Source organism: Corynebacterium vitaeruminis (genome assembly GCF_001054325.1).
Taxonomy (GTDB): Bacteria; Actinomycetota; Actinomycetes; order Mycobacteriales; family Mycobacteriaceae; genus Corynebacterium; species Corynebacterium vitaeruminis_A.
Window position 1 is genome coordinate 75,591 of record NZ_JVVM01000010.1, and the last position, 25,351, is coordinate 100,941.

Annotated in this window: 19 protein-coding genes and 1 riboswitch; of the genes, 13 read left to right on the forward strand and 6 right to left on the reverse strand. The window is 57.7% G+C overall.

The window, feature by feature from the left end:
• Positions 1–13: 13 nt before the first annotated feature.
• Positions 14–158: riboswitch (cyclic di-AMP (ydaO/yuaA leader) on the reverse strand.
• 413 nt (positions 159–571) lie between these two features.
• On the forward strand, positions 572–2,161 hold the full coding sequence (locus tag ADA16_RS02845) for a DEDD exonuclease domain-containing protein (protein WP_048759004.1): 1,590 nt from the start codon (positions 572–574) through the stop codon (positions 2,159–2,161).
• On the opposite strand, the gene trpD is transcribed toward ADA16_RS02845, so the two are convergent.
• Entirely contained in the window at positions 2,158–3,225 is a 1,068-nt protein-coding gene (gene trpD / locus ADA16_RS02850; protein ID WP_048759006.1) for an anthranilate phosphoribosyltransferase, read from the reverse strand. The two genes, ADA16_RS02845 and trpD, sit on opposite strands and share 4 nt — an antisense overlap.
• A gap of 538 nt (positions 3,226–3,763) precedes the next feature.
• Here trpD and ADA16_RS02855 point away from each other — a divergent pair.
• The 5 genes from ADA16_RS02855 (at position 3,764) to ADA16_RS02875 (ending at position 10,072) form a co-directional block, all read left to right on the forward strand.
• Positions 3,764–4,378: a cytochrome c oxidase subunit 3 gene (locus ADA16_RS02855; protein WP_152680714.1), complete on the forward strand. Its 615-nt coding sequence runs from the start codon at positions 3,764–3,766 to the stop codon at positions 4,376–4,378.
• A gap of 75 nt (positions 4,379–4,453) precedes the next feature.
• Complete coding sequence (locus tag ADA16_RS02860) at positions 4,454–5,344, forward strand: c-type cytochrome (protein ID WP_048759010.1); 891 nt, start codon at positions 4,454–4,456, stop codon at positions 5,342–5,344.
• Entirely contained in the window at positions 5,341–6,552 is a 1,212-nt protein-coding gene (locus ADA16_RS02865) for a ubiquinol-cytochrome c reductase iron-sulfur subunit (RefSeq protein WP_048759012.1), read from the forward strand. Before ADA16_RS02860 ends, ADA16_RS02865 begins: the two co-directional genes overlap by 4 nt.
• A complete protein-coding gene (locus tag ADA16_RS02870) occupies positions 6,549–8,177 on the forward strand; it encodes a cytochrome b (RefSeq protein ID WP_048759014.1) in 1,629 nt (542 codons plus the stop codon). The genes ADA16_RS02865 and ADA16_RS02870 overlap by 4 nt, the downstream gene beginning before the upstream one ends.
• Positions 8,178–8,344: 167 nt before the next feature.
• Positions 8,345–10,072, forward strand: coding sequence for an ABC-F family ATP-binding cassette domain-containing protein (locus tag ADA16_RS02875; RefSeq protein WP_048759016.1), 1,728 nt, complete (start codon positions 8,345–8,347; stop codon positions 10,070–10,072).
• A 102-nt stretch (positions 10,073–10,174) separates the two neighbouring features.
• Here ADA16_RS02875 and ADA16_RS02880 read toward each other — a convergent pair whose 3' ends face one another.
• Together ADA16_RS02880 and ADA16_RS02885 are read right to left on the reverse strand one after the other, a co-directional pair.
• Positions 10,175–10,621 (reverse strand): cytochrome c oxidase subunit 4, encoded by a 447-nt coding sequence (locus tag ADA16_RS02880; protein WP_048759017.1) that lies wholly within the window; start codon positions 10,619–10,621, stop codon positions 10,175–10,177.
• A 35-nt stretch (positions 10,622–10,656) separates the two neighbouring features.
• Positions 10,657–11,832 carry a cytochrome c oxidase subunit II gene (locus ADA16_RS02885; protein WP_048759019.1) on the reverse strand — a complete coding sequence of 392 codons (1,176 nt, stop codon included), beginning with the start codon at positions 11,830–11,832 and terminating at the stop codon, positions 10,657–10,659.
• 519 nt (positions 11,833–12,351) lie between these two features.
• On the opposite strand from ADA16_RS02885, the gene asnB reads away from it, so the two are divergent.
• Complete coding sequence (gene asnB / locus ADA16_RS02890; RefSeq protein ID WP_048759021.1) at positions 12,352–14,277, forward strand: asparagine synthase (glutamine-hydrolyzing); 1,926 nt, start codon at positions 12,352–12,354, stop codon at positions 14,275–14,277.
• Between the two features lie 929 nt (positions 14,278–15,206).
• On the opposite strand, the gene ADA16_RS02895 is transcribed toward asnB, so the two are convergent.
• On the reverse strand, positions 15,207–15,548 hold the full coding sequence (locus ADA16_RS02895; RefSeq protein WP_048759023.1) for a HesB/IscA family protein: 342 nt from the start codon (positions 15,546–15,548) through the stop codon (positions 15,207–15,209).
• Positions 15,549–15,841: 293 nt separating this feature from the next.
• Here ADA16_RS02895 and ADA16_RS02900 point away from each other — a divergent pair, with 293 nt between their 5' ends.
• The 4 genes from ADA16_RS02900 (at position 15,842) to ADA16_RS02915 (ending at position 19,212) form a co-directional block, all read left to right on the forward strand.
• A complete protein-coding gene (locus ADA16_RS02900) occupies positions 15,842–16,591 on the forward strand; it encodes a DUF3043 domain-containing protein (RefSeq protein ID WP_048759026.1) in 750 nt (249 codons plus the stop codon).
• Between the two features lie 11 nt (positions 16,592–16,602).
• Complete coding sequence (locus tag ADA16_RS02905; protein WP_048759028.1) at positions 16,603–17,196, forward strand: bifunctional adenosylcobinamide kinase/adenosylcobinamide-phosphate guanylyltransferase; 594 nt, start codon at positions 16,603–16,605, stop codon at positions 17,194–17,196.
• A gap of 100 nt (positions 17,197–17,296) precedes the next feature.
• A complete protein-coding gene (gene cobT, locus ADA16_RS02910) occupies positions 17,297–18,334 on the forward strand; it encodes a nicotinate-nucleotide--dimethylbenzimidazole phosphoribosyltransferase (RefSeq protein WP_048759029.1) in 1,038 nt (345 codons plus the stop codon).
• 5 nt (positions 18,335–18,339) lie between these two features.
• Positions 18,340–19,212 carry an adenosylcobinamide-GDP ribazoletransferase gene (locus tag ADA16_RS02915; protein WP_048759032.1) on the forward strand — a complete coding sequence of 291 codons (873 nt, stop codon included), beginning with the start codon at positions 18,340–18,342 and terminating at the stop codon, positions 19,210–19,212.
• Positions 19,213–19,771: 559 nt separating this feature from the next.
• On the opposite strand, the gene ADA16_RS02920 is transcribed toward ADA16_RS02915, so the two are convergent.
• Both ADA16_RS02920 and ADA16_RS02925 read right to left on the reverse strand, forming a co-directional pair.
• Entirely contained in the window at positions 19,772–21,874 is a 2,103-nt protein-coding gene (locus ADA16_RS02920) for a vWA domain-containing protein (RefSeq protein ID WP_082150636.1), read from the reverse strand.
• A 333-nt stretch (positions 21,875–22,207) separates the two neighbouring features.
• A complete protein-coding gene (locus ADA16_RS02925; protein ID WP_048759036.1) occupies positions 22,208–23,323 on the reverse strand; it encodes a branched-chain amino acid aminotransferase in 1,116 nt (371 codons plus the stop codon).
• Between the two features lie 222 nt (positions 23,324–23,545).
• On the opposite strand from ADA16_RS02925, the gene ADA16_RS02930 reads away from it, so the two are divergent.
• Both ADA16_RS02930 and ADA16_RS10900 read left to right on the forward strand, forming a co-directional pair.
• Positions 23,546–25,084 carry a leucyl aminopeptidase gene (locus tag ADA16_RS02930; RefSeq protein WP_048759038.1) on the forward strand — a complete coding sequence of 513 codons (1,539 nt, stop codon included), beginning with the start codon at positions 23,546–23,548 and terminating at the stop codon, positions 25,082–25,084.
• A gap of 172 nt (positions 25,085–25,256) precedes the next feature.
• Positions 25,257–25,351 (forward strand): biotin/lipoyl-containing protein (locus tag ADA16_RS10900; protein ID WP_152680715.1); only part of this gene is annotated, 95 nt, incomplete at its 3' end.

Consider the following 25,351-nt stretch of genomic DNA (forward strand, 5'->3'; position numbering starts at 1 on the left):
GTTTTGAAACTCCAAAATCTTCCTGTTTAGCCGACCGGGTTAGCTGACGGGTTCGGAAGAATGGAAGACTTCCTACCCTCCGGGATTTTCCCTTTGGGATTCACCCCCAAGGTTTGAGGTGGGTCCCCGGCTCGAATCTCTCGAGGTTCTCACTACTTAGACCCTCCAGAGCTTCGATAAGGCTCTGTGTTTTCTTATCAATGACCGGCACCAACTTCGTGGCCCCGTTTCAATGTCTCGATTAGGTTACGAAATGGCATCAAGTTTTGTCTAGCCATCCGTCAAGAAAACCGCCTTAGGACGCGTTGTTACCATCAATAGAACTAAACCGTTATCAACCCGTTATAACTAGACACTTCCCCCACAACAGAATGATAACGGTTTGATAAATCTATCACTACCTGGCGTTTTGAAGTTCGTAGGGAACTTTACACTTAGCACTTCGAAGTCGGCGCATTTTCACCACGAACCCAGAATGTGTTTTGCATCACACTCAGTTTTTCGGAAGCCCAATTTGCTCAAGTTTCACAGATTTAACACAATCAGGAGCACTCAGAATAGGATTATTGACGTGAATTCTGGACAACAGCACTTCCCCCTCGGAGGCGCCGTCGATGATTCTCTGTTCAATACCACCTTTGTCGTTGTAGACCTGGAAACGACCGGACTGAAGGCCAAGAACGACCACATCATTGAAATTGGGGCCGTCAAAACCCGTGGCGGTAAAACAATTGGCACCTTTTCCAGCTTCATCGACCCGGGCATGGAAATCCCCGACCACATTACGTCTCTCACCGGCATCACCACCGCCGATGTTGAGTCCGCCCCACAACTCGGCACTGTCATAGCTCAGTTCCTAGAATTCGCCCAGGGAAGCGTTTGGGTCGCGCATAACGCCAAGTTCGATATTGGATTCCTCCGCCAGGCTTGCACGGATTTGGGCGTAGATTGGCCAAGCCCCAGCGTCGTAGACACTCTCACATTGGCCCGTCGTGTCCTCGACCGCTCACAAGTTGGCAGTTTCAAACTCTCACAGCTCGCACGGTACGTCGGTTCTCCAAATCGTCCCACTCACCGCGCGCTTGACGACGCAATCGCAACCGTCGATGTTCTTCACTACCTCATGGAGAGACTTGCCAGCGATGAAGTCCAAACAGCCTCCGAGCTAGTGCATTACTCGCCCACCATCGTTCCCGAGATCCGCGCTAAACGACACCTTGCCGATGATGCCCCGCACTCCCCTGGCGTCTATGTTTTTCGCTCGAGAAACGACGACCCCTTATATATAGGGACAGCTCTCGATTTGCGACGTAGACTCCTGCAGTATTTCAACGGCACTGACTCGCGTCGCAAAATTACGGAAATGGTCTCCCTGGCCGAACGTGTCGAGATCATCGAGTGCCCACACGGCTTCGCTGCCGAAATCCGCGAAGCGCGTCTAATCTCCGCGCTCCGCCCGCCCTACAACCGGCAGCGCACCGAACCAACTCGCGGCTGGTACATTGTCCCCGCTGGCCCCGGTCGGCCAGCCAAAATCAGCCGGGCAGCCACCGATGCTCGCAGCCTCGGCCCCTTCCGCACACGCGACACGGCCACCGCCATTCGCGACAGGTTCTCCGAGCTTCACGACGACTTTGCGATAACAACCGCCCAGATCTCCACCACCGGCACCGATGAAATCGCAGACATGATTGTGGAGATATCAGCACTTGCCGAAGCACACCGCTTCCAACGCGCGGCACTGCAGCGTGACCGCACTGCGGAATTCATCATCAGCTTGGACAAGCAGCAGCGCCTGAGCATGCTTGCAGCCATCCCATCCCTACAAGCAGCATTCCCTGATGGCAATGGCGGCTGGCATTTAGCGGAAATTCGCTACGGCAGGTTGGCCGGCGCCAGCACCGCGCCACGCGGCGCGGATATGAACTACATCATCGACCTCATGGAGAATTCAGCTCAAACAGTTACTCCAGATGACTCCTTATATAAAGGAGCATCGATTGATGAACTCAGCATTATCTGGAAATGGCTACAACGCCCAGAGGTACGAATAAAGCCCACCGGAGGCGAGTATTCCTATCCCAGGTTGGGCGCAGGAAAATACCTTCAGTGGGCTATTGACGCGCAGCAAGCACGTCGTGAAGCGCGACGCGAACCTTAACCCTTCATTGCAGCGGTAAGGATGTCCATGCACAGCCCCGACTGGAGCGTTTCCTTGACCTCTTCAATCGAGTCGTCCATGACTTCCTTTAGCGGACGGCCACCCAGACCACGCGAAATGGCAATTGCGGCGGCCGAGTTAAGGATGACTGCATCGCGAATCGGACCTTCGAGTTCGCCAGCCCAAATGCGGCGTGCAACATCAGCGTTGTAAGCGGGGTCACCGCCTCGAAGAGCATCAATCTCGGAGTACTCCATGCCATAGTCATGAGGATCGATGACGTCTTCGGCGACTTCACCGTTTTCCACAATGAAGACCTTGGTGGGGCCAGTAACGGTAATCTCGTCGAGACCGTCGCTGCCCCGAACCACCAACGCACGCTGACCACGGCGGGCGAAGGTGTTCGCCATCGTCTCCATCTGATCTTCGAAAGCACAACCAATCAAGCTCGCCTGCGGTCGTGCTGGATTCGTCAGCGGCCCCAACAGGTTAAAGACTGTCGGAACCGCTAGCTCCTTGCGCACCGGTCCAGCGAAGCGCATGGCCGGATGAAAGCGAGCAGCAAAGAGGAAGCGAACATAAAAATCCGGATGTTCCGAAGAAGTAACGAGACCGTCCTCAATATCAATACCAAAGGCCTCCAGCATGTCAGCGCCGCCCGACTTCGAAGAAGCCGCGCGGTTACCATGCTTGAGCACCGGCACACCACAGGCGGCGATGGCAATCATGGACATCGTGGAGATGTTGACGGTATTTGCGCCATCCCCACCGGTGCCCACGATATCGACCGCACCGCGCTCAATAACACCGGCGAGCTGTGGATCATGGACAGGACGGGCAAATGAGAGCATGCCTTCAGCTGCAGCGTCGAGCTCGGCAGCCGTAATCCCCTTAGCGAGGAGACCAAATGCAAACGTTGCAGTCTGCACATCCCCGGAAGCACCGGACATAATCTGATCCATTGCGAATCGAATGCCCTCACCCGAAACCTCGCGGCCAGCGCCAATCGTGGAGAGAACATGGCGCCAGTTTTCGACCGCCCTCTTATCGCCGATCTCGCTCATCGCCACTCCCTTCCACTAGATAGTCAAGTCTGTACACGTACTTTATTAATACGGCTGCACCTTAGTACTGCTGCTTATACTGCTCACTAGGTGCACTACGCCAGTCGCAAATTGGGAAACTTCTACTATGATGTACGTAATAAGACAAGATACCTCCCCCACATATCGCGCGCATCACCAGGTCCGCCTTTTGCGTCTGCCGAAAATCTCACCCCCATTGGGGCAACTGGAAAAATACGGTATTAAATAGAGCCAAACCTGCGATAAACTGACCGACAGCTAACGCACATGTATCGCCGATGCTGGCCCAGACAGAGGCGAGCCCGAAAAGTCCAGGGGGATGGACTCTAGGTATCTCAGTAGAGCAGAAAGCAGAATTTTGACCGCGTCGGATAGCGACACCGGAAAGTTCCCACCGGGGGGAAAATTAGTGAAATTCTCAGAAACCTTTCCTTGCGACCTGGGTTTTTAGGAATTTTTTTACAAAAATGGGGGTTGCAACGTGACTACTCCTTAAGAACAGTACATACTGTTAGATGTGACGAGCGCAGTTGAAAATCAAGGTATGACAGCACCACGTCGTGCTGCGACACTGAACCGACCGAATATGGTCAGTGTCGGCACGATTGTGTTCCTGTCTCAGGAATTAATGTTCTTCGCCGGTCTGTTCGCGATGTACTTCGTGTCACGCGCGAACGGCCAGGGCGAATCGTGGGATTGGGGTACCGGCCACCTCAACGTCCCGTACGCACTGGTGATCACCGTGATCCTAGTGTCGTCTTCGTTCACTGCCCAGTGGGGCGTGTTCGCGGCCGAGCGTGGCGACGTTTTCGCACTCCGTAAGTGGTACGCACTGTCTACCGCACTTGGTGCGATCTTCCTCGTTGGCCAGGCTTACGAGTACTACACCCTGGTCAGCCACGGTCTGACCATCCAGAACTCCATTTACGGTTCGGTCTTCTTCATCACCACCGGTTTCCACGCAGCCCACGTTCTCGCGGGTGTGCTGGCCTTCGTTGTGGTGCTGATCCGTACCTCCAAGGCGAAGTTCACCCCGGCACAGGCCACTGCTGCCATTGTGGTCTCGTACTACTGGCACTTCGTCGACGTCGTGTGGATTGGCCTGTTCATCACCATCTACTTCATCCAGTAGGCCGTATCGGCCGTCCTTTGTTGAGTACGGCCTACAGCCCATCCACTTTCCACGAACAGTCTCAAAGGGAAAAAGATGGAAAACACTACCTCCGAAACCAAGGACACCACGTCCTTGGCTGCGGCCCCGAAGTCAAAGGGCCGCCGCAAGATGCGCCGTACTGCCTCCGGCATTATGGCTATGGCTCTCGCCCTCACCGGCGCAGGCTTCCTCGCGAATGCTCTGACCCCTGATGCACAGACGGCTACTGCACAGCAGGACGAAGCCGCCATGATTCAGCAGGGTAAGGAACTCTACGACGTTGCCTGCATTACTTGCCACGGCGCCAACCTTCAGGGCGTTAAGGACCGCGGTAAGTCCCTGATTGGCGTCGGCGAGGGCTCGGTTTACTTCCAGGTTCACTCCGGTCGTATGCCGATGCTCCGCAACGAAGCTCAGGCAGCACGTAAGACCCCGCGTTACTCCGAAGAGCAGACGCTGGCTATCGCAGCCTACGTCCAGGCTAACGGTGGCGGCGCTGGCATCGTCCGCGATGAGGACGGCTCCATCGCTATGGAGTCCCTCCGTGGTAAGAACGCCGGCCCTAACGGTGAGCTTGACAAGGCTGACGTTGCTCGCGGTTCCGAGCTATTCCGTCTGAACTGTGCTTCCTGCCACAACTTCACCGGTCGTGGCGGCGCACTGTCCAGCGGTAAGTACGCACCGGTTCTGGATCCTGCTAACGAGCAGGAGATTTACCAGGCCATGCTGACTGGCCCGCAGAACATGCCTAAGTTCTCTGACCGCCAGCTGTCTGCTGACGAGAAGAAGGACATCATCGCCTACATCAAGAACTCCAAGGAGACTCCAACCCCGGGTGGTTGGGGCATTGGTGGCATTGGCCCGGTTGCTGAAGGCCTTGTCATGTGGATTGTAGGCATCGTCGCTCTCGTAGCGGCCGCTCTTTGGATTGGATCCCGCCGATGAGTAATCACGAAAACAAGAAGTACAGCTCCGAAGAGCTGTCGAAGATGAGCAATGCGGATCTCGCTCGTCTGGGTGCTGAACTCGATGACGTGACCATTGCTTACCGCAAGGAACGCTTCCCGATTGCCAACGACCCGGCTGAAAAGCGCGCGGCTCGCGGTGTCACCATTTGGTTGGCACTGTCGGTCATTCTTGGCCTGGCATTCATCGCCATCTACCTGTTCTACCCGTGGCACTACAAGGGTCACGGCGAAGAGGGTCTGTGGCTGTACACCATGTACACCCCGCTGCTGGGTATCACTCTCGGCGGCTGCATTCTCACCCTGGGTATTGGTGCAGTTAAGTTCACCAAGCGCTTCATCCCAGAAGAGATTTCGGTTCAGCGTCGCCACGATGGTCCGTCCGAAGAAGTCGACCAGAAGACCATCGTTGCCCTGCTGAACGATTCTTGGCAGACCTCCACCCTGGGTCGTCGCTCCGCTATCAAGGGCCTCCTTGGCACCGGTGCCGTCCTGGCTGGTATCGGCATGATCCTGCCGATTGGTGGCATGATTAAGAACCCGTGGAAGCCACGCCACGACGTTGACGTCACTGGTGACGGCACCCTGTGGACCACCGGTTGGACCCTCGTTGAAAAGGGCCACAAGGTTTACCTGGGCCGCGACACCGGTGCTATCGCTGAAGAGGGCGAGCACGGCTACACCACCAAGGGTGTCTCCCGCCTGGTACGCCTCCGCCCAGAGGACCTGTCCGCCGGTTCCATGGAAACTGTCTTCCCGCTTCCGGAGGAGGACGTCAACGACGGCGACAAGTACTCCAAGGATGCCGATGTTTACGAGGCTCACATGCACTCGATTCACGGCTCCCGTAACTCGGTCATGCTGATCCGTCTGCGTTCTCAGGACGCAGAAAAGGCAATCCTGCGCAAGGGTCAGGAAAACTTCCACTACGGCGACTACTTCGCCTACTCGAAGATTTGTACACACATTGGTTGCCCGACTTCTCTGTACGAACAGCAGACGAACCGTATTCTCTGCCCATGCCACCAGTCGCAGTTCGATGCACTGCACTACGGCAAGCCGGTCTTCGGTCCAGCTGCTCGCGCTCTTCCGGAGCTGCCGATCAGCGTTGATGAAGAAGGCTACATGTACGCAGAGGGCAACTTCATTGAGCCCGTCGGTCCGGCATTCTGGGAGCGTCAGTCATGAGTAATCCAACGAAACTAGCAACCGCTGCTAAGAATATGGATGACCGCTACACCCTGTCTGGCGGCATGCGTAAGCAGCTCAATAAGGTATTCCCTACCCACTGGTCCTTCCTGCTGGGTGAGATTGCACTCTACTCCTTCGTAGTCCTGCTCTTCTCGGGTGTTTACCTGACTCTGTTCTTCGACCCGTCGATGTCGAAGGTCATTTACGACGGTGCCTACGCGCCACTCAACGGTGTCGAGATGTCTCGCGCCTACGAGACCGCCCTGCAGATCTCCTTCGAGGTTCGCGGTGGTCTGTTCATTCGCCAGGTCCACCACTGGGGTGCTCTCCTGTTCGCCGTGTCCATCATGGCGCACATGTTCCGCATCTTCTTCACCGGCGCATTCCGCAAGCCGCGTGAGGCTAACTGGGTCATCGGTTCCATCCTGCTGCTGCTGTCCGTGGCAGAGGGCTTCATGGGTTACTCCCTGCCGGACGACCTGCTTTCCGGTGTTGGTCTGCGTATTATGTCCGCAATCATCATTGGCCTACCGATTATCGGCACCTGGCTGCACTGGATGATGTTCAACGGCGACTTCCCGGGTGACCTGATCATTCCGCGCCTGTACATTGCACACGTGCTGATTCTCCCGGCTCTGCTGCTGGGTCTGATTGCCGCTCACCTGGCTCTGGTCTGGTACCAGAAGCACACCCAATTCCCTGGCGCTGGTCGTACTGAGAACAACGTCGTCGGCGTTCGTATTCTCCCGATCTTCGCAGTCAAGTCCGTTTCCTTCGGTCTGATTACCTTCGGCTTCCTGGCGCTGTTCGCTGGTATCTTCCAGATCAACGCAATTTGGAACCTTGGCCCGTACAACCCGTCGCAGGTCTCCGCTGGTTCCCAGCCGGATATCTACATGCTGTGGACTGACGGTGCTGCCCGTGTCATGCCACCGTGGGAGCTCTACCTGGGCTCCTACACCATCCCGGCAGTCTTCTGGGTCGCCCTGCTCTGTGGTATTTTGGTTGTCCTGCTCTTCGCTTACCCGTTCATCGAAGCGAAGATTACCGGCGACAACGCTCACCACAACCTGCTGCAGCGTCCGCGCGACGTGCCGGTTCGCTCCGGCCTGGGTGCCATGGCTCTGGTGTTCTACACCCTGCTGACCCTGTCCGGTGGTAACGACCTGATTGCCTACCACTTCCAGATCTCGCTGAACGTTATGACCTGGGTTGGCCGTATCGGTCTGATTATCCTGCCTCCGATTGCTTACTTCGTCACTTACCGAATCTGCATCGGCCTGCAGCGCTCTGACCGCGCTGTCCTGGAGCACGGTATTGAGACCGGCGTTATCAACCAGCTGCCTGATGGTTCCTTCATCGAGGTCCACCAGCCACTGGGTCCGGTCGACGAGCACGGCCACGCCGTTCCTCTCGAGTACCAGGGTGCTTACGTCCCGAAGACCATGAACGAACTGGGCGCCGCTGGTAGCCCGGGTCGCGGTAGCTTCTTCACCCCGGACTCCCCGGAGATCGCTGAAGAGGCAGCTCGTATCGAGCACGAGAACCACGAGCAGCAGGCTCAGATGTTCCGTGACCTCGAAGCTCAAAACGCTGAAGAGCGTCGCCAGCTCGAGCAGTAGAACGCAGCGGTAGTTTTTCTACTGCGCTCAAATAAGACCACCCCGGTCGACATTCAATTCGGATGTTGTCCGGGGTGGTTTTTTGTTACCCAAAATTCCTTTGGCTTCGCTACAGCCCAAAAATGTCGGATACCAAATGTGCTGTCTACCAGTACTAAAATGGACTTATGTCTACGAGCCCCTCCCCCACCACCGATCTTTCCAACAACGCCACGCAGCTGGTCGCCAACGGAGTCAACTTCGACTACGAAGCCACGCCCGTTCTGCGCGATGTCTCGCTTACGCTTTCCGACGGCGACGTTCTCGGTCTGGTCGGAGACAACGGGGCCGGCAAATCCACTCTTCTTTGGCTACTGTCCGGTCGTCGTCGGCCCACGAGCGGTACCGTGACTCACATTGGCACGCGTGTGCTCGGGTCCCAAGAGCTGGAAGCGCCTTTCGACTCCACGGTGCAAATGCTTATCGATGAAGCTCTCGGCCCCTCGAAACGTCGTCTAGCGGAGTTGGAAGAGGCAGCTGAGGCGATGGCCGTAGCTGAGTCCCCAGAGGAATCTGAAGCGGCGGAGAAGGCGTATTCGAAGGTCTTCTCGGACGTCATGGCTCACGACGATTGGAACGCCGAACATAACGCGGAGATTGTACTCGATCACCTCGGCCTGACCGGCACTGCTCCGGACGGTGCTCCCCTGACAGAGCAACTGACCACCGAGATTTCTGGCGGGCAGCGGGCGCGGCTGGGGCTCGCGATTACGCTCATCCGAAAGCCAGAGATTTTGCTTCTCGACGAACCCACCAACCATCTCGATGAACGCGGTCGCCAGCTTGTGATTGACACCATTCAGAACCACCCTGGAGTGGTTGTGGTGGCAACACATGACCGTGACTTCCTGGACGCCGTTTGTACTGTGATTGGGGACTTGGTGCCGGGGCGTCCGGGCATTGGGCTGTTCCGCGGTAACTACTCCGACTATGCGAAGCACCGTCACCACCAGCGTGAGTTGTGGGAGCACCAGTGGCGCTCTGAGGAGCATGAGCGCAATCGGCTGGAGGACACCATCGAGAATGGTGCGCGTGAGGTCTCTCCGGGGCGTGCAATGACTGATAACAACAAGATGGCCTATGACCGCCGTGGGGGTCGTGTCGAGCGGCAAATCGCCCGTCGCGTGCGTTCTGCTAAACAGCGACTCGAGGAGCTCATTGAGGAAGGGGTAGAGCGGCCCCCGGCCCTGTTGGGCTTTGACGCGCCGCTGACCGCACCTCTGCCAACCAAGCGCGCTGCTTCGGGGAGCGATGAAGATTTCCACATCAAGATGCGCGGGGTAGTCGTTCCAGATCGTATTCGGGTTGGTTCGCTGACTATTCGGCCCGGTGACAAAGTTGTCATCACCGGCCCGAATGGGGCCGGTAAATCTACCTTGTTCAAAACCATCATGGGGCAAGTTGAGACGCAGGCTGGCGAGGTGCGCATCGGCGAGGACTGTCGAGTAGCCATGCTGGCGCAAGAACAAGACTGGGAGAATCCAAAGAAGTCCGCCCGTGAATTGTACGATCTTGCGCCCAATGCGCGTGTGCCTCTCGACGATTTTGGGCTGCTTAGCCCCGAGGACGCCAATCGGCCTGTAGGTGATCTGTCCATCGGACAGCAGCGTCGTGTGGCATTGGCGCTCGTTGTCGCCAATCCACCAGAGATTTTGCTTCTCGACGAACCTACTAACCATCTGAGTGTGGATCTAATCGAGCAGGTCCAGGACGCTATAGCGTCTGCTGAAGGCACAATTATTGTGATTACCCACGATCACCGCATGATCAACTCGCTCGAGGCGCGTCATTTGCAGGTGACCGACGGCGAAGTCGTCGAGTTACCTAAGGGGCAAAAACCTGTCGAATTCGCTTAATGCCGAATCGCAAAACAAAAAAGTCTCTCCCACTAACGTCCTTGTTAGTGGGAGAGACTTTTCGGTTATCTACGACTGTGGTTCAGTCGGCTTGCACTCGGACTAGTGCTTCTCCGGCGGAGTGATGTACTGAGTGTTGAGCTTGGTGGTGGCGACGATCAGGATTACCGCGCCAAGAACAATCAGCCAGTAGGCCATGAATGCGATGCCGTAGCCCATGAGCAGGATGCCCATGGTCATCACGAACGGCCAAATCGAGCTAGCGGAGAAGAAACCGAGGGTTCCAGCACCGTCGGCAACCTCTGCCTCTTCGAAGTCGGCCGGGGTGATGTCGGAGCGGCGCTCAGTGAAGTGGAAGTATCCACCGAGCATCAGAGTCATCAGAGCTGCGAGGACCAGGCCGGTTGCGCCGGCCCACTCAAGGCGACCCTGGCTTTCGTTGATGACGTTACCGGTGTCCTGGAGGTACTGAGTGCCGAAGATGTAGACGACAGCCATGAACCCCAGGAACACGGTAAGTCCGTAGAAGAGCTTTGCTGCAGACTTCATTTGAGAACTTCCTTTAGGTAAGAATCTTGCTGGGTTTACTTGGCGGTAGCGTTCAGGTCAATCGTGTTAGCACCACGGTCACCCATGTCGCGGGTGTCGACACGACCGGAGTTGAACGGCGAGGTGGAGACTGCGAATGCCGGCTCACCGATGTGCTTCAGAGCATCAGCGTTAGTAGCTTCCGGGTTCTCCTGGCGGAACTTGATGTACTCGGTGAATGCCTCGCGGGAGACAGCACGAATCTCGAAGTTCATCATTGCGTGGTAGGTACCGCACATCTCGGCACAACGACCGACGAAAGCGTTCTTGACCTTGTCGCTCGGGTTGTCCTCCGGGCGGTTAGCCATCTTCTCCGAGTCGATCTTCTCAATCTGGAAGACACGGTTGGACTTGTTGGCCTCCGGGTGCGGGAACACGTCGCGCTTGAAGAGGAACTCAGGGACCCAGAAGGAGTGAATCACGTCAGCGGACGCGAGGTCGAACTGAATTGCAGTGTCTTCCGGAACAACGAGGACCGGAACCTCTTCGGTGGTACCGAGGGTCTCAATCTCGTCGTAGTGCAGGTAGTCGAGGCTCTCCTTGGAGCGACCGTGAACCGGGTACTCCTTCTGCTTTGCGCGGTCTTCGTCGGACGGAACCTCGTGGCCGCCCTCGGTGAAGAACTGCTCATCAGCCGGCTTCTCAATACGACCGTTGTACTCCTGGCCGCCCATCAGGTCAGCGGAGATGTTGGCGTAACCGAACTTCCAGTTCCACTGGAAACCGGTGACGTCGACAGTGACCTCTGGATCCTTATCCAGAGCAGTGACCTTGTCCTGAGTCTGAACAGTGAAGAAGAACAGAGCCATCACGATCAGAATCGGAAGAATGGTCAGGGACAGCTCAACCGGGACGTTGTATGCAGTCTGGCGCGGGAACTCGCCCTTGCCCTTCTTCTCAGCCTTCTTAGCCGTGAAGTTTGCCATCGAGTAAAGGGTGACACCCCAAACGATGATGCCGATAATCCAAGCTGCAACCCAGGTCCAAACCCAGAAGTTACCCATGGACTGCGCTTCCGGGGTAACACCTTCCGGCCAACCAAAGCGGAGCAGCTTGAAGAAGCCGTTCTCCGGAGGATTAACGTCACAGCCGGCAAGCAGGGCTGCGCTACCGGCGGCAACGCCGAGGACGCCAAGCTTACGGGCGACTCCGAACTTTCTACGCTGATTCACGTGTGTCTGCCTTCCTGATCCACACAATTTTCGATAACCGATTAAGGTTTCGTCCTACCCAAGCAGAGTAGTCGATTCTTAAGCTTTCTCCACAATAAATATGGCTGTGGGGTGCCTTTGAGTATATCTGCCCTAATAAAATACTGAGAAAGACCCGCCTATCGGGGGTGGCATTCTCACCAGTTACACCCAGTTGACGCTCTCAACTCTATGAATTTTTTAGTGTTTGCGCCACGCACCGACACACGTACCGCTCCACGCAATCCGCTCCGAGACCTAGACACGGCAGACTCAGACATTCTCTCTTTGACTCAAAAGGCATTAAAGTAGGTGCAGCATTTCTATGTGGCGCCAATATAGGGTTTAGCCCAGCCAAATCTTGGTTCAACCCAACTACTCAGCCACGCGGCGGTCCTTCACGGCCACCGGCTCAGACGACAACCAGTCGCGCTGAGTCTTTGGCTACGGAGCCGCCGAAATCCACTAAGTGACACTAAGTGAAAGGTGCGCGCACGAAGCATGTGTGGTCTTCTCGGAATCCTGACTGCAAACTCTGACGCAGCGGAGCTCGTTCCCGTTGTCGAAAGGGCTCTGCCCTGCATGCGGCACCGCGGTCCTGACGATGCGGGCACTTGGCACGATGAGGACGCCGTTTTTGGCTTCAACCGCCTGTCCATTATTGATATCGCCCACAGCCACCAGCCGCTGCAGTGGGGACCGGAGGATCAGCCGAATCGTTACTCCATGACCTTCAATGGCGAAATCTACAATTTCGTCGAACTCCGCGAGGAGCTGGAGAAGGTAGGCTACACCTTTAATACCTCCGGCGATGGTGAACCTATTGTCGTTGGGTTCCACCACTGGGGAGCGGACGTCGTAAAGCACCTGCGCGGCATGTTCGGCATTGCTATCTGGGACAGCGTCGAGCGCAAGCTTTTCCTGGCGCGCGATCCGTTCGGCATTAAGCCGCTCTACTACGCCACCACCGAGCGCGGCACGATTTTCGGTTCTGAGAAGAAGTCCCTGCTCGAAGCTGCGCCGGAGATGGGCATCGATGCGAAGAAGCTGAATAAGCGCGCGCTGGAGCACTACGTCGACCTGCAGTATGTGCCGGAGCCGGAGTCTCTGCACACCGACATTGTTCGCCTGGAATCGGGCTGCACCGCCATCGTTACACCCGGTGGCGAGGTTAAGCAGACGCGCTACTTCAAGCCGAACTTCCCGATTCAGCCGGTGGCTAAGGGCGCTGAGCAGGACGTATTTGACCGCATTGCCCGTGCGCTGGAGGACAGCGTCGAGAAGCATATGCGTGCCGACGTCACGGTGGGTTCGTTCCTGTCGGGCGGCATTGACTCCACTGCTATTGCAACTTTGGCCAAGCGCCACAACCCGGACCTGCTGACGTTTACCACTGGCTTCGAGCGCGAGGGCTTCTCCGAGGTCGATGTGGCTGCGGAGTCTGCCGCTGCCATCGGTGTCGAGCACATCGTGAAGGTCGTCTCGCCGGAGGAGTTCGCCGGTGCGATTCCGAAGATCATGTGGTACCTCGATGACCCGGTAGCTGACCCTGCGCTGGTACCGCTGTACTTCGTGGCGGCAGAGGCCCGCAAGCACGTTAAGGTCGTGCTGTCTGGCGAGGGCGCAGACGAGCTCTTTGGCGGTTACACCATTTACAAGGAGCCGCTGTCGCTGAAGGCGTTCGAGAAGGTCCCCTCTCCCCTGCTGCGCGGTCTGGCTAAGGTCGGTGAGGCTCTGCCGGAGGGCATGCGCGGCAAGTCCCTGCTGCAGCGAGGCACCACTCCGCTGGAGCAGCGCTACTACGGCAATGCCCGTTCCTTTAACTTCGAGCAGCTGCAGGAAGTCCTACCGTGGGCAAAGAAGGAATGGGACCACAGCGATGTCACAGCGCCGATTTACGCGCAGTCTGAAGGCTGGGACCCGGTGACCCGTATGCAGCACCTGGATCTGTTCACCTGGCTGCGTGGCGACATCCTGGTCAAGGCCGACAAAATCACCATGGCTAACTCCCTGGAGCTGCGCGTGCCATTCCTCGACCGTGTGGTCTTCGATGTCGCGCAGACCCTGCCTGTGGACATGCGTGTCTCCCACGGCACTACCAAGTACGCACTGCGTCGCGCAATGGAGCAGATCGTTCCGGCACACGTGCTCAACCGTCGCAAGCTGGGCTTCCCAGTGCCGATTCGCCACTGGCTGGCAGGCGACGAGCTCCACGGCTGGGCCGAGGACATCATCCGCGAGTCCCAGACTGATGAGTTCATTAATAAGGACGCCGTGCTCAAGATGCTCGCCGAGCACCACCCGACCGAGCGCGACCACTCCCGCCGCCTCTGGACCATCCTGGCGTTCATGGTCTGGCACGGCATCTTCATCGAAGACCGCATCACGCCGGACATCGAGCAGCGCGACTACCCCGTCGAGCTCTAGTTCGCTCTTAGGACGGTCTGGTTCGCTTTACGACGGTCCCCGCGCGCCAACCTCATCCTGCCCCCGGTAGCTCCCGGCTGCTCTTGGCACCTATAGCCCGGCAGCTATGGCCACTCTTGGCACCTATGGCTCACAGCTGACGTTTGGCTCCAAGGTCAACCTATGGTCGCCTATATGCGACCAAACGTTAGTCTCGAGCCATAGGTCATGCTTGAGTCAAAAGTCCCCCTGGCCCTAGCCCGCTGGCCCCCACCAGCCCTGGCCAGCCGCCACCGTATCCGGTTAATAGACAAAGTGTGTCTGACGCTCAAGATAGTGACTGGCCAGACCCCATAGATTGGGCTTATAGAGCTTATACAAGGTCTCGCTCCTTATATAAGCCCATATATAAGCCCATTTTTCATTCAATCCACCATACTGGCACGCGCACGTGGTAACGGGGTCTTGGTTTGCTTTCCAGACGACACGAAACAGACCCCGAAGCCCCATATGCGCAGGCCAGATGAAGAAAAACGGCACCATCCCCAAAAATTACGGGCTGCACACGTGAATACACATGTGAATACGGGCTGCAAGTATGAAACTGCCCAACTTTATAGCACTTTCAGACCATAATTCGGACCATTTTTGCTATAAGCGAGGTCACTAACTTGCATTGGCCTGCCACCGCCTGCCATAACCGCAGTCACTAACCCGCATCGACCCACCGCCGCCAAACATAAACGCAGTCGCCAACTCGCATTGCGAGCTAAGTACCAAAAGATGCCCACCCGGCGACACGCCGGATGAACACACTTTTGTCCTTTAACCCACCGTATCTGCGGGAACTAAAAAGGCTCGGACTCCACTCCGTTAACACGGGTGGGTCCGAGCCTTTTACTATCCGTCGCTTTTACAGCGCCTGCTAGCAGCTCTGCTCAGCTAATGACTTAGTTGAAGGAGTCACCGCAAGCGCAGGAGCCGGTGGCATTCGGGTTGTCGATGGTGAAACCCTGCTGCTCAATGGTGTCAGCAAAGTCGATGGTGGCACCAGACAGGTACGGAACCGACTGACGGTCAACGACCAGCTTGACGCCGCCGAAAACCTCGGAGACATCGCCGTCGAGGCTGCGGTCATCGAAGTAGAGCTGGTAGCGCAGGCCGGCGCAGCCGCCCGGAGCCACGGAAATACGCAGTGCCAGGTCGGTGGCACCTTCTTGATCCAGAAGTGCCTTTGCCTTGGCAGCCGCAGCTTCGGTCAGGGTAACGCCAGTGCTCTGAGCAGTAGTCATAGCGCGTGTCCTCCTTGTTGAAGTGTTTAAGTGTGCGAGTCGACCCCAAGGTCGGCTACGTCATTATTTATCACAACCTTACCGACCAATCTTTAATTCCCAATTCGTGGTTCTCTTTTTCCGAAGTCTCTTTTTGCCACGACACCGCAACCGCACCACGGCCGCCCCGTCACTACACCGCAGCCGCCCCGTCACTACACCGCAGCCGCACCACGGCCGCCCTCAAAGCCCCATCCGATCTCAACCTGCAGCCTAATTAGGGAAGCACCTTGGAGACCTTATAATCTGGGGTCGTGGATCTACCGTGGAAAAAGAATGACAAGAAGTCCAAGGCAACTGACGCAACTAAGGCTGCCGCAGCCAACGCTGACGACGCAGCCACCAGCGGAGCCAAGGACACCGCTGCAGAGTCTCAGCAGTCCGGGAAGAAGCACAGCGGTGCTTTTACTCCCAAGAAGGGGCGCCCCACCCCGAAACGCAACGAGGTTGAGCGCGAACGCGGCATCCGCCGTGGCCCGGTCGAAGCACCGCTAACATCTAAGGAAGCTCGCCAGCGCCGCAAGGAGCTCAAGGCATCCATGTCCAAGGAGGAGCGCAAGGCCGTCAAGGCTCGCGAGCGCGCCGAGCGCCGTGAGCAGCGCCGCATCGCCGACGAGCGTATGGCCGCAGGCGATCCGCGGTACATGCTGCCACGAGACCAGGGCGCTGAGCGCAAGTTTGTCCGCGACTGGGTCGATTCCCGTCGCTTCCTCGCTAACGTGTTCCTCCCGTTCGCGCTGATTCTGCTGCTGATTATGATGATTGGCACTTCCCTGCCGAAACTGGCCAACATCGCATCTCTCATCGCGATGGTTCTCATCATTGCCCTGATCATCGAGGGCATCTACATCGGCCGCCGTGCCAACAAACTGACGCGTGAGCGCTTCCCAAAGACCACGGAGGGCTCCTGGGGGCTGGGCTTCTACGCTTACTCCCGCGCTTCTCAGCCGCGTCGTCTGCGTACTCCGCGTCCGCAGGTCAACATCGGCGACGAGATTAAGTAGCTCCATCCCCCATGCGCACTCTGGTTCTCGGTGGCGCCCGCTCGGGCAAGTCCTCATGGGCTGAGCACGAGCTGTTGGCCACCGCCGCAGCCTCAACCGGCGATGACACAGATGCCGCTGGCTCAACCGCGCTCCACTACATCGCAACGGCACGGCCCTGGCCAGGTGATAGTGACTTTCACTCCAGGGTCGAGGAGCACCGCATTCGTCGTCAAGCACAAGCACAACAGCACGGAGTGTCGTGGTACACGATTGATGACGTCGATGCGGCGGAAGCTCTCGCGTCGCCGGAGCGGCGCATGCTGCTCGACGATGTCGGCACCTGGCTGACGCACATCATCGACGTGCAGGGGCTATGGGAGGCGCCCAGGGGCAGCGTCGCGCAGTGGACGCACTCGCTTATCGACGCCGTGCGCAACTTCCCCGAAGATTCCGACCTATTCATTGTGTCGCCCGAAGTGGGCTTCGGTGTCATTCCCGAGCACCGCTCAGGGCGGCTTTTCCGTGATGAAATTGGTCTTCTCAACCAGCAGCTCGCAGCTGTCTGCGATCGTGTTGTCCTAGTTGTGGCTGGTTGCCCCATGGAAGTCAAGGCGGCGAGCTAGGTTCACTCCGCGCCTCTCCCTGTGACGGTCTTCTTAACAAGGCGAATAACTGCCCACCAATGGTCGGTACACAAATCATTTTCGGGTAGCGTTTGAGAGTATGAACGCGGATTATTTTGGACCGGTAGCACGCCCTGACGAAGAGACTGAACAGGCCGCCCGCGCGCGCCATGAGCAGTTGACTAAACCCGCAGGATCACTTGGCCGGTTGGAAGAGCTTGGTATTTGGATCTCTGCTTGTCAGGGCGAATGCCCTCCGCGTGACCTGAACGATTGCCGCGTTTACGTCTTCGCTGGTGACCACGGCGTTGCCCAAGGTGGCGTGTCCGCGTATCCACCCGAGGTGTCTATCCAGATGCTTGCCAATATCGAGGCAAAGGGGGCCGGCGTGAACGCTATCGCTGACATCGCAGGGGCCTCTGTCACCGGTGTTGACATTTCCCTCGATCACGATGCCGAAGGGCCGTACCGTATCCGTCGCAGCTGTGGCTCTATCGACCGCGAGGATGCGATGAGCGAGGATGAGGTCGATAGGGCAATCCGCACGGGCATCGCTATTGCCGACGCCGCTGTTGATGAAGGCGCTGACCTGCTCATTGCCGGCGACCTGGGCATCGGAAACACCACTCCGGCCGCTGCACTGATTGGTGCCGTGACCAATTCCGAACCGGTGGTCGTCGTCGGCCGAGGCACTGGTATTGATGACGAGGGGTGGAAACTCAAGGTCGCTGCCGTGCGCGATGCCATGTTCCGCGTCCGCCGGCTGCGCAATGACCCGGTTGAGGTGCTCCGTCGCATTTCCTCGCCGGATATGACCGTGATGGCGGCATTCTTGGCGCAAGCAGCTGTGCGTCGCACTCCTGTAATTTTGGACGGAGTGGTTGTCACTTCCGCTGCTCTGCTGGCTGACCAGCTCGCTCCGGGCGCCCGCGATTGGTGGGTCGCTGGCCACAGGTCAGCAGAGCCCGCGCACGCACTTGCCCTTCGACACCTGGATAAGGAACCACTTCTCGAATACGGGATGCGTCTCGGCGAAGGCTCCGGTGCCGTCGCTGCCCTACCGCTGGTTAAGTCCGGCGTATCAGTCCTGCGCAACATGGCCACCTTCGCCGACGCAGGCGTGAGCACCAAGGACTAATCGACTTGTCCGACAAAGCCGGCCCGTCTCACCAAGACAACCTCAACGGCGATCTCTCCGCTCACGGCAATGCCCTCGCCGAGGCCATCACCACTGCCCTGTCCTGGCTCACCATCCTGCCTTTCAAAGGCGCGAGCGTGTTCGACCGCATTACCGGCCGCCGCGCCATTGCCGCACTGCCAGTAGCCGGGCTCGTCCCCGCCGCTGGCGCCGTTCTCATCACCGCGGGGTTGTTTGCAACAACGTCGTTACGCACGCCCCCGCTTTACGACGTCACCCCGATCCTCGGCGGCACCCTGATCATGGTGGCGGCGCAGATGTTGACCCGAGCGATGCACTTGGATGGGCTGGCGGATGTGGCGGATGCCCTGGGCTCATATAAGCCGCCGGAGGGGGCGCAGGAGGTGCTGCGAGATCCCAGCACAGGCCCGATGGGCGTGGGCTCCATTGTGCTAACGATGTTGACCACCACCACTGCTTTTGCGGCAATCGTGGCGAGTGTGCTGGCGCAGTGGTCTGGCGGCCAGGTGTGGCCTGGGGTGGTTGCACTGTGCTTGCCTTTTGTAGCCTCTCGCGCGGCGGCAACGACTGCCTGCTGGCGTGACTTTCCGCCTTTTTCGAGCAGCGGCTTCGGCTCTTTGACTGCTGGTACTCAGTCCACAGTGACAGTCGCTTGCTGGTGGACACTGTTACTAGCTGTGTCGGGCTGGATGGTTGGGCTCGTGGGCGTGGTCGCTTGTGCACTGAGCTTGGGCGTTACGCTGCTGCTGACACGGCACTGCGTCAAGAGGTTCTGCGGAGTCAACGGTGACGTGTTTGGTGCGGTCATTGAGGTAACGTGCGCTGTCTGTGCCGTGGTACTTGCCATAGCGTTCTAGCAGGGAAAATGCGCCCGTTGCCCCCGTTGGGGTTTTCTTTAAAAAGAACTATTGACGGTCGCTTTGACGCGGACGTATTCTGAGGGCACACCGCCGGGAAGGCGGAGTACAGGAGGCTCGTTTCGGGGCTCGCCCAAATTATTTTGCGCCGACCGTTTGCCGGGGCGCCAAGAACGAGCACACCTTCTAGCCTCCCAGCTAATTAAAAAAGCGCGTCCCGTCGCAGCAATGCACGGGGCGCGCTTTTCTATGTTGGGCTAGTACTCCCGGGCTTGGGTTAAGTGGGGGTTAGTGACTGCGGTTATGTTAGCGACGGCGGGCCAATGCAAGTTAGTGACCGCGTTTATAGCAAAAATAGCCCGAAAAATGGTCTGAAGTGCTATAAACTCCTACAGTTTCACATGTGCAGCCCCGTAATTTTTAAGGTTGTCAGCTTTGGGGTTAAGCAGAAAAAGTGTGTCCACCCGGCGATATGCCAAGCGGACACATTCTTGCGGGTTAACCCCCCTACTATTCGGGAGCTCCCCCCCTTACAGTCTTCCCAACCCTTACGGTCTTTTTAATCCTTGCGCTTCTTGTTCTGGTAGACAATCGCACCTGCGATACCGATGAACACAACCACAACAGCAACAACGGTGCCAATAACCAGCGGGTTCATGCCCCCGTCTTCCAAGTCCGACGCGGATGCGGATGCCTGAGAATCCGTATCCGAGGAATCAGATTCCTTCGACGCATCTTCCGAGGAATCCCCTGACGCCTCCGTTTCCGACTCCCCCTTGGCCAGAATCGGCTTGTCGGATGGAGTCGGGCCATTTTTGTCGGTCGGTCGCCAGTCAGGCCCCTTGGTTGGCTTGTCATCCAGGAGGAATGCGAGCTGGAACGGCTGATCGATGCCACTTATCTCTTCATCGGGGCGATAGTTAGCCATTCGGACAGTCGCGTAGTAGTAACCGGCGTTGGCTACGGGTCGTCCACCAACGTTGGTGTTTCGGTTGTTGTACTCAATCGGACGATCTGTTGCCAAATTCAGAGCCTCGGAATCCCTATAAAAGTGCATCGTTCCATCCGCAACGGAAACCTCGAATGGATTCAGCAGGGCAACTCCCATGGAATCGGCATTGTCGCGCTCCGAATTGCCAGTGCGAGCAGCAACCACAGGTCGCTGACCCCACTCGACAGGGATCTTGTAGTACTTCTGCTCACCGGGGACGATGGTGTCGGAGATAGTATCCCCAGATTTAACTTCCGGCGCTTGGGCTGCGTTATTGCCGCCATTTACGGGCTTGGCTTCACCAAAGGTGGCCTCTTTGTAGGCTTTGTCCCCGGTCGAGGAAGACCGCCCTTCATTTAGCTTGTCAGCATCCTGCTTCTTCAGCACTGGCTCAAACTGAACGCTAACCTCGACCTTCACGGGTTCATCACGATAGTCCGCTACTGATTCGCTATCATAGACCCACATGTTGTTTGCGACGAGCCACTTGGTTTGATCGCAACTGGATTCGATGCGGTCGCTATCCCAATCAAGAATGCTTGCATCAGCTGACGTTGGAGTCCACGAATCGGCACTAGCTTCGGCGCCAGTCAGCGCCCCCATGCGACCGTCGTCCTGGCATTTTCCGCCGGTTTCATTGATGATCTCGTCAACTTCAGTTCGGACATCCTGCTGGCCCTTACCCTCAGCATCGATATTCGCTAACACCTTTGAGGTAACAATCGCGTTGTGCCCCTTCGGCACTGCGATTCGGTAATAAAGCGGAGTGCGATCGTGCTGGGCAACCTCTGGCACCAGCGTCGTCTGGTACTTGCCCTCGCCGAGCCACTTCGCGCCTTCCTTAGTCTCGGAGAACTCGAACGGAGTACCCGTGGTTTCGTAGCCCTGCACTGACCGCTGAGTCAAGAACTTCATGTGGTCTGCGAGCTGGTTGGCATCATCGGCGGTCATGCTCTGTCCACCAGATACCTGCGCGACGCACTCAAGCTCAGCGCGAGCCTCTTCATCGACCTTGAATCCCACGGTGTGAATGGTCAGGCCAACGCCCTGTCCAGCCAACTCTTTGGCGACCTCGCACACTGGTGGAGGCGCACAAGTATCAATACCATCGGAGACCAAGATAATTGACCGCTCCCCGTCCGGTCCTAGCTCTTCGGCAGCCTTACGCAGTGCATTGCCAATCGGGGTGTAACCCTTGGCCTGCAACCCGGCAATCTTGCCCTTCAGGCCTTCCTTGTCCACCTTTTGAACCGGCGACAGCACCTCGATGTCTTGGCAACCACGCTCGCGGTTGGCTTCATCACTGGATTCACGCTGGCCATAAACCAGCATGCCAAGCAGCGCGTCCTCCGGGAGGGAGTCAATTAGCTCCGTGGATGCGCGCTTTGCCGCATCGAGGCGGGTACCTCCAGCATCGTCGGCAAGCATCGAGCCAGACAGATCCATGATTAGCTCTGCCTTTGCTTCGCCCGAGCCGCCTTCGCCCGAAGGAGCGGGCTGCTCCGCTCCGGACGGTGCAGGCGTATCCTGAGCTGCAGCCACGGGAGTCGGAATAGCAGTAAACCCGATTGTCCACACCGCCAGCAACAGCGTGACGACGACGGCTACCGTTAGGCGCTTTGAACTACTTGACGAGGAACTATCTCTAAATAAGTTTCGAATTACTACCATCACAGCGCCTCAAACTTTCTCCCACTTATAGAGAACCAATCGTGTTGGTAGTTTTTCACAGTGACTCTGGTCACGCTAGAGATGTTTTAACGGCTAAACAAATGCCCTATGAACAATGCATGAACCCGGAGCACAGCGGCGCAGTCGTTGGGTAACCCGCAAAGCATAAAAGAAGCCCCTGACCAGCACACGCTGAGCAGGAGCCCCGAAAGTACCAAACTTCAGTACCTATTATTTATTTATTTTTTGCCGACCTATGCCTATACCTAAGTCTGTACCGAACCAAGGTTCGGCCAAACCCAGGCCCGGCCGAGCCAAAGCTCGATGCCGAAACTAGGCCTCAACGAGCTTGTAAATCCAACCGTGGACATCCTCAATCTCACCGTGCTGAATACCAGTCAGACGCTCGCGCAGCTTCATAGTCCACTCGCCGGTCTCACCACCGTTGACCTTGAACTCTCCCTCAGCGGACTTCACAAAACCGACCGGGGTGATAACTGCAGCGGTACCGCAGGCAAAAGCCTCGCTCATGGCACCAGAAGTGGCGTCATTCTTCCACTCCTCGGTGGAGATGCGACGCTCCTCCACATTCATGCCGAGATCCTGAGCTGCCTGCAGCAGCGATGCCCGGGTAATGCCCGGCAGCAGCGAGCCAGACAGCTCTGGGGTCACGAGGCGAACACCAGCCTCAGCGGTTTCATCCGGGTAGATGAACGCCAGGTTCATGCCACCCATTTCCTCGATGTACTTGCGCTCGACAGCGTCCAGCCACACAACCTGGTCGCAGCCCTTTTCCTCTGCCTGCTGCTGAGCCGCCAGAGAGGCTGCGTAGTTGCCTGCGAACTTCGCAGCACCGGTACCACCCGGAGCGGCACGCACATACTCGTGGGAAATCCACACGGTCACCGGGTTAATGCCACCGGAGAAGTACGCACCGGCAGGAGAAGCGATGAGCAAGAAGGTGTAGGAGTTGGACGGGTGCACACCCAAGGTGCTCTCGGTGGAGAACATGATTGGGCGCAGGTACAGGGACTCTTCGCCACCGGCTGGCGGCACCCACGCTGCATCGGCCTCGACCAGCAGGCGGATAGCCTCAAGGAAGGTCTCCTCCGGCAGCTGCGGCATTGCAATGCGATCAGCGGAGTGCTGGAAGCGGCGAGCATTCTGCTCCGGGCGGAAGGTAACGATGGAACCATCCGGCATGCGGTACGCCTTCAGACCCTCGAAAATCGACTGCCCGTAGTGCAGCACTGAAGAGGACGGCTGCATTTCAATCGAACCGTAGGCCTGCAGCTTGGCATCATGCCAGCCCTTGTCTGCAGTCCAGTCAATTCGGACCATGTGGTCGGTGAAGTGCTTACCAAAACCAGGGTTGGCCAGAATTTCCTCGCGCTCGGCATCAGAGAGTGGATTCGGGTTACGTTCGATTGCAAATTCCAAAGCAGACATGTCTTTCATCCTAAACCGTCGAGGATCGAGTCGTATTAATACTCGCCCCCGAAAGACCGTGTTAGTCAGGCCAATGTCAGCGTCGCGGGCACTAGGCGCGGGTACATTCCAATTGTCGTGGCGCTGTCTCGCCAGTCCGTTGTCCAGGGGTGAAGGACACGAGCCGGCAAATAGGGATACGGTGGTGTACCACATAGTACGACTACAAGGAGATGCAACTACATGTCAGTCCCCGCTAACAATGATTCGGCGCAGTTCGGCGTCTCTCGCAACGCCGCAATTTTGTCCGATCGCCTTCCGGCCATCGGCACTCGCGTGGTCATCGCCGGCGGCGAGTCGCTGCCCGCGGACACAGACGCGGTTCTCGTCGCGCTTATCGACGGCGAGGAGGGCCTCGAACTGGTCGCGCCAGAGGCCATCGGTTCGGTTGCAGAGCAGCTTCTCGCTTCCTTTGAGGCAGTTTCCGCAAGCGCTAAGGCCGAGTCTGTGACCACAATCCCGGCTCCAGCTGGCCTGAATGTCGACAGTGTCACCGGTGTTGGCGTGGGCTCCGAAGATTTGGATGCCGAGGACATCCGCCGTGCCTGTGGTGCCGCTGCTCGCCGTATGAAAAAGGCCAAGGTTGTCTTTAACACTCTCGGCACCATCGACCCGCAGGCTGCTGCCGAGGGCTTCGCGCTGGGCGCTTACTCTTACTCCGGTCAGAAGAGCGACGAAGACACCGACGAGGTTACCCAGAAGGTTGTTGTTTTGGGCGCTGATGATGCCGTCGTAAAGCGCGCCGCAGCGATTGTGGATGCGGTTGCTACTGCGCGCGACTTCGTCAATACGGCTTCGTCGCACCTCTACCCCGAGACGTTTGCTGATGCAGCTGCGGCGTTGGGTCGTGACGCAGGACTCGAAGTCGAGGTGCTTGACGACGACGCCCTGCGCGCCGGCGGTTTCGGAGGCCTCAATGCCGTGGGTGATGGATCCTCGCGCGGGCCGCGCCTGGTGCGCCTGGTCTGGAAGGGCGATGAATCGGCAGAGAAGTCGCTGGGACTGGTCGGCAAGGGCATTACCTTTGATACCGGCGGCATCTCGCTGAAGCCGGGCGCCAGCATGGAGAACATGATCTCCGATATGGGGGGCGCTGCGGCTGTTATTGCCACGGTCGTACTGGCTGCTCGCCTAGGTGTATCCACTCCGGTGACCGCAACCGTTCCAATGGCCGAGAACATGCCCGGTGGAAAGGCTTACCGTCCGGGCGATGTCATTACGCAATACGGCGGTAAGACCATCGAGATTCTGAATACCGACGCTGAGGGCCGCCTTGTGCTCGCAGATGCCATTGTCCGTGCTTGTGAGGACAAGCCGACCCACCTCATCGACACCGCTACCTTAACCGGTGCGCAGCTGGTCGCTCTTGGCGAGCGCACCCCGGGCGTACTGGGTAACGACGAGTTCCGTGACCGCGTGGCGGAGCTGTCACAGGGCATTGGCGAAAACGGTTGGGCAATGCCGATTCCAACTGAGCTGGCGGAGGCACTGAAGTCGCCGGTGGCAGACCTGCGGAATGTCACCAATTCCCGCTTTGGCGGCATGAGCGTGGCCGCTGCATACCTACGCGAATTCGTTGGCGAGGATGTTGAATGGGTTCACATTGACGTCGCCGGCCCGGCCTTCAATACGACCGGGGAGTATGGTTATACCCCGAAGCGGGGCACTGGCGTTCCGGTTCGTACGATGTTCTCTGTGATTGAGGATTTGGCCACGAAGTAGCCGGTCATCCGACTACGCCCCGCCCGGCTGAAATCCTGACTGGAATGAGCTATTCCACGTACCAGCCGAGGGCGGGCACAGCCCACGGGCAAGCAGAGTTTTCACCCTGTAAGCTTATTTGTAATAACCGTCTTAAAACGAGATTTCTTTACTTTTCGAGGAGTGCACAAACATGGCGACCTCTATTGAGATGCCGGAGCTCGGTGAATCAGTCACCGAAGGCACCATTACCACCTGGCTGAAGAAGGTCGGCGACACCGTCGAGGT

What these genes read in the sequence shown, in the direction of transcription:
- ADA16_RS02895 (WP_048759023.1), bottom strand. Translation starts at nt 15,548, where the DNA reads ATGACTACTGCTCAGAGCACTGGCGTTACCCTGACCGAAGCTGCGGCT.
- trpD (WP_048759006.1), bottom strand. Translation starts at nt 3,225, where the DNA reads ATGAGCGAGATCGGCGATAAGAGGGCGGTCGAAAACTGGCGCCATGTT.
- ADA16_RS02865 (WP_048759012.1), top strand. Translation starts at nt 5,341, where the DNA reads ATGAGTAATCACGAAAACAAGAAGTACAGCTCCGAAGAGCTGTCGAAG.
- ADA16_RS02860 (WP_048759010.1), top strand. Translation starts at nt 4,454, where the DNA reads ATGGAAAACACTACCTCCGAAACCAAGGACACCACGTCCTTGGCTGCG.
- cobT (WP_048759029.1), top strand. Translation starts at nt 17,297, where the DNA reads ATGAACGCGGATTATTTTGGACCGGTAGCACGCCCTGACGAAGAGACT.
- ADA16_RS02925 (WP_048759036.1), bottom strand. Translation starts at nt 23,323, where the DNA reads ATGTCTGCTTTGGAATTTGCAATCGAACGTAACCCGAATCCACTCTCT.
- asnB (WP_048759021.1), top strand. Translation starts at nt 12,352, where the DNA reads ATGTGTGGTCTTCTCGGAATCCTGACTGCAAACTCTGACGCAGCGGAG.
- ADA16_RS02930 (WP_048759038.1), top strand. Translation starts at nt 23,546, where the DNA reads ATGTCAGTCCCCGCTAACAATGATTCGGCGCAGTTCGGCGTCTCTCGC.
- ADA16_RS02880 (WP_048759017.1), bottom strand. Translation starts at nt 10,621, where the DNA reads ATGAAGTCTGCAGCAAAGCTCTTCTACGGACTTACCGTGTTCCTGGGG.
- ADA16_RS02920 (WP_082150636.1), bottom strand. Translation starts at nt 21,874, where the DNA reads ATGGTAGTAATTCGAAACTTATTTAGAGATAGTTCCTCGTCAAGTAGT.
- ADA16_RS02870 (WP_048759014.1), top strand. Translation starts at nt 6,549, where the DNA reads ATGAGTAATCCAACGAAACTAGCAACCGCTGCTAAGAATATGGATGAC.
- ADA16_RS02875 (WP_048759016.1), top strand. Translation starts at nt 8,345, where the DNA reads ATGTCTACGAGCCCCTCCCCCACCACCGATCTTTCCAACAACGCCACG.
- ADA16_RS02905 (WP_048759028.1), top strand. Translation starts at nt 16,603, where the DNA reads ATGCGCACTCTGGTTCTCGGTGGCGCCCGCTCGGGCAAGTCCTCATGG.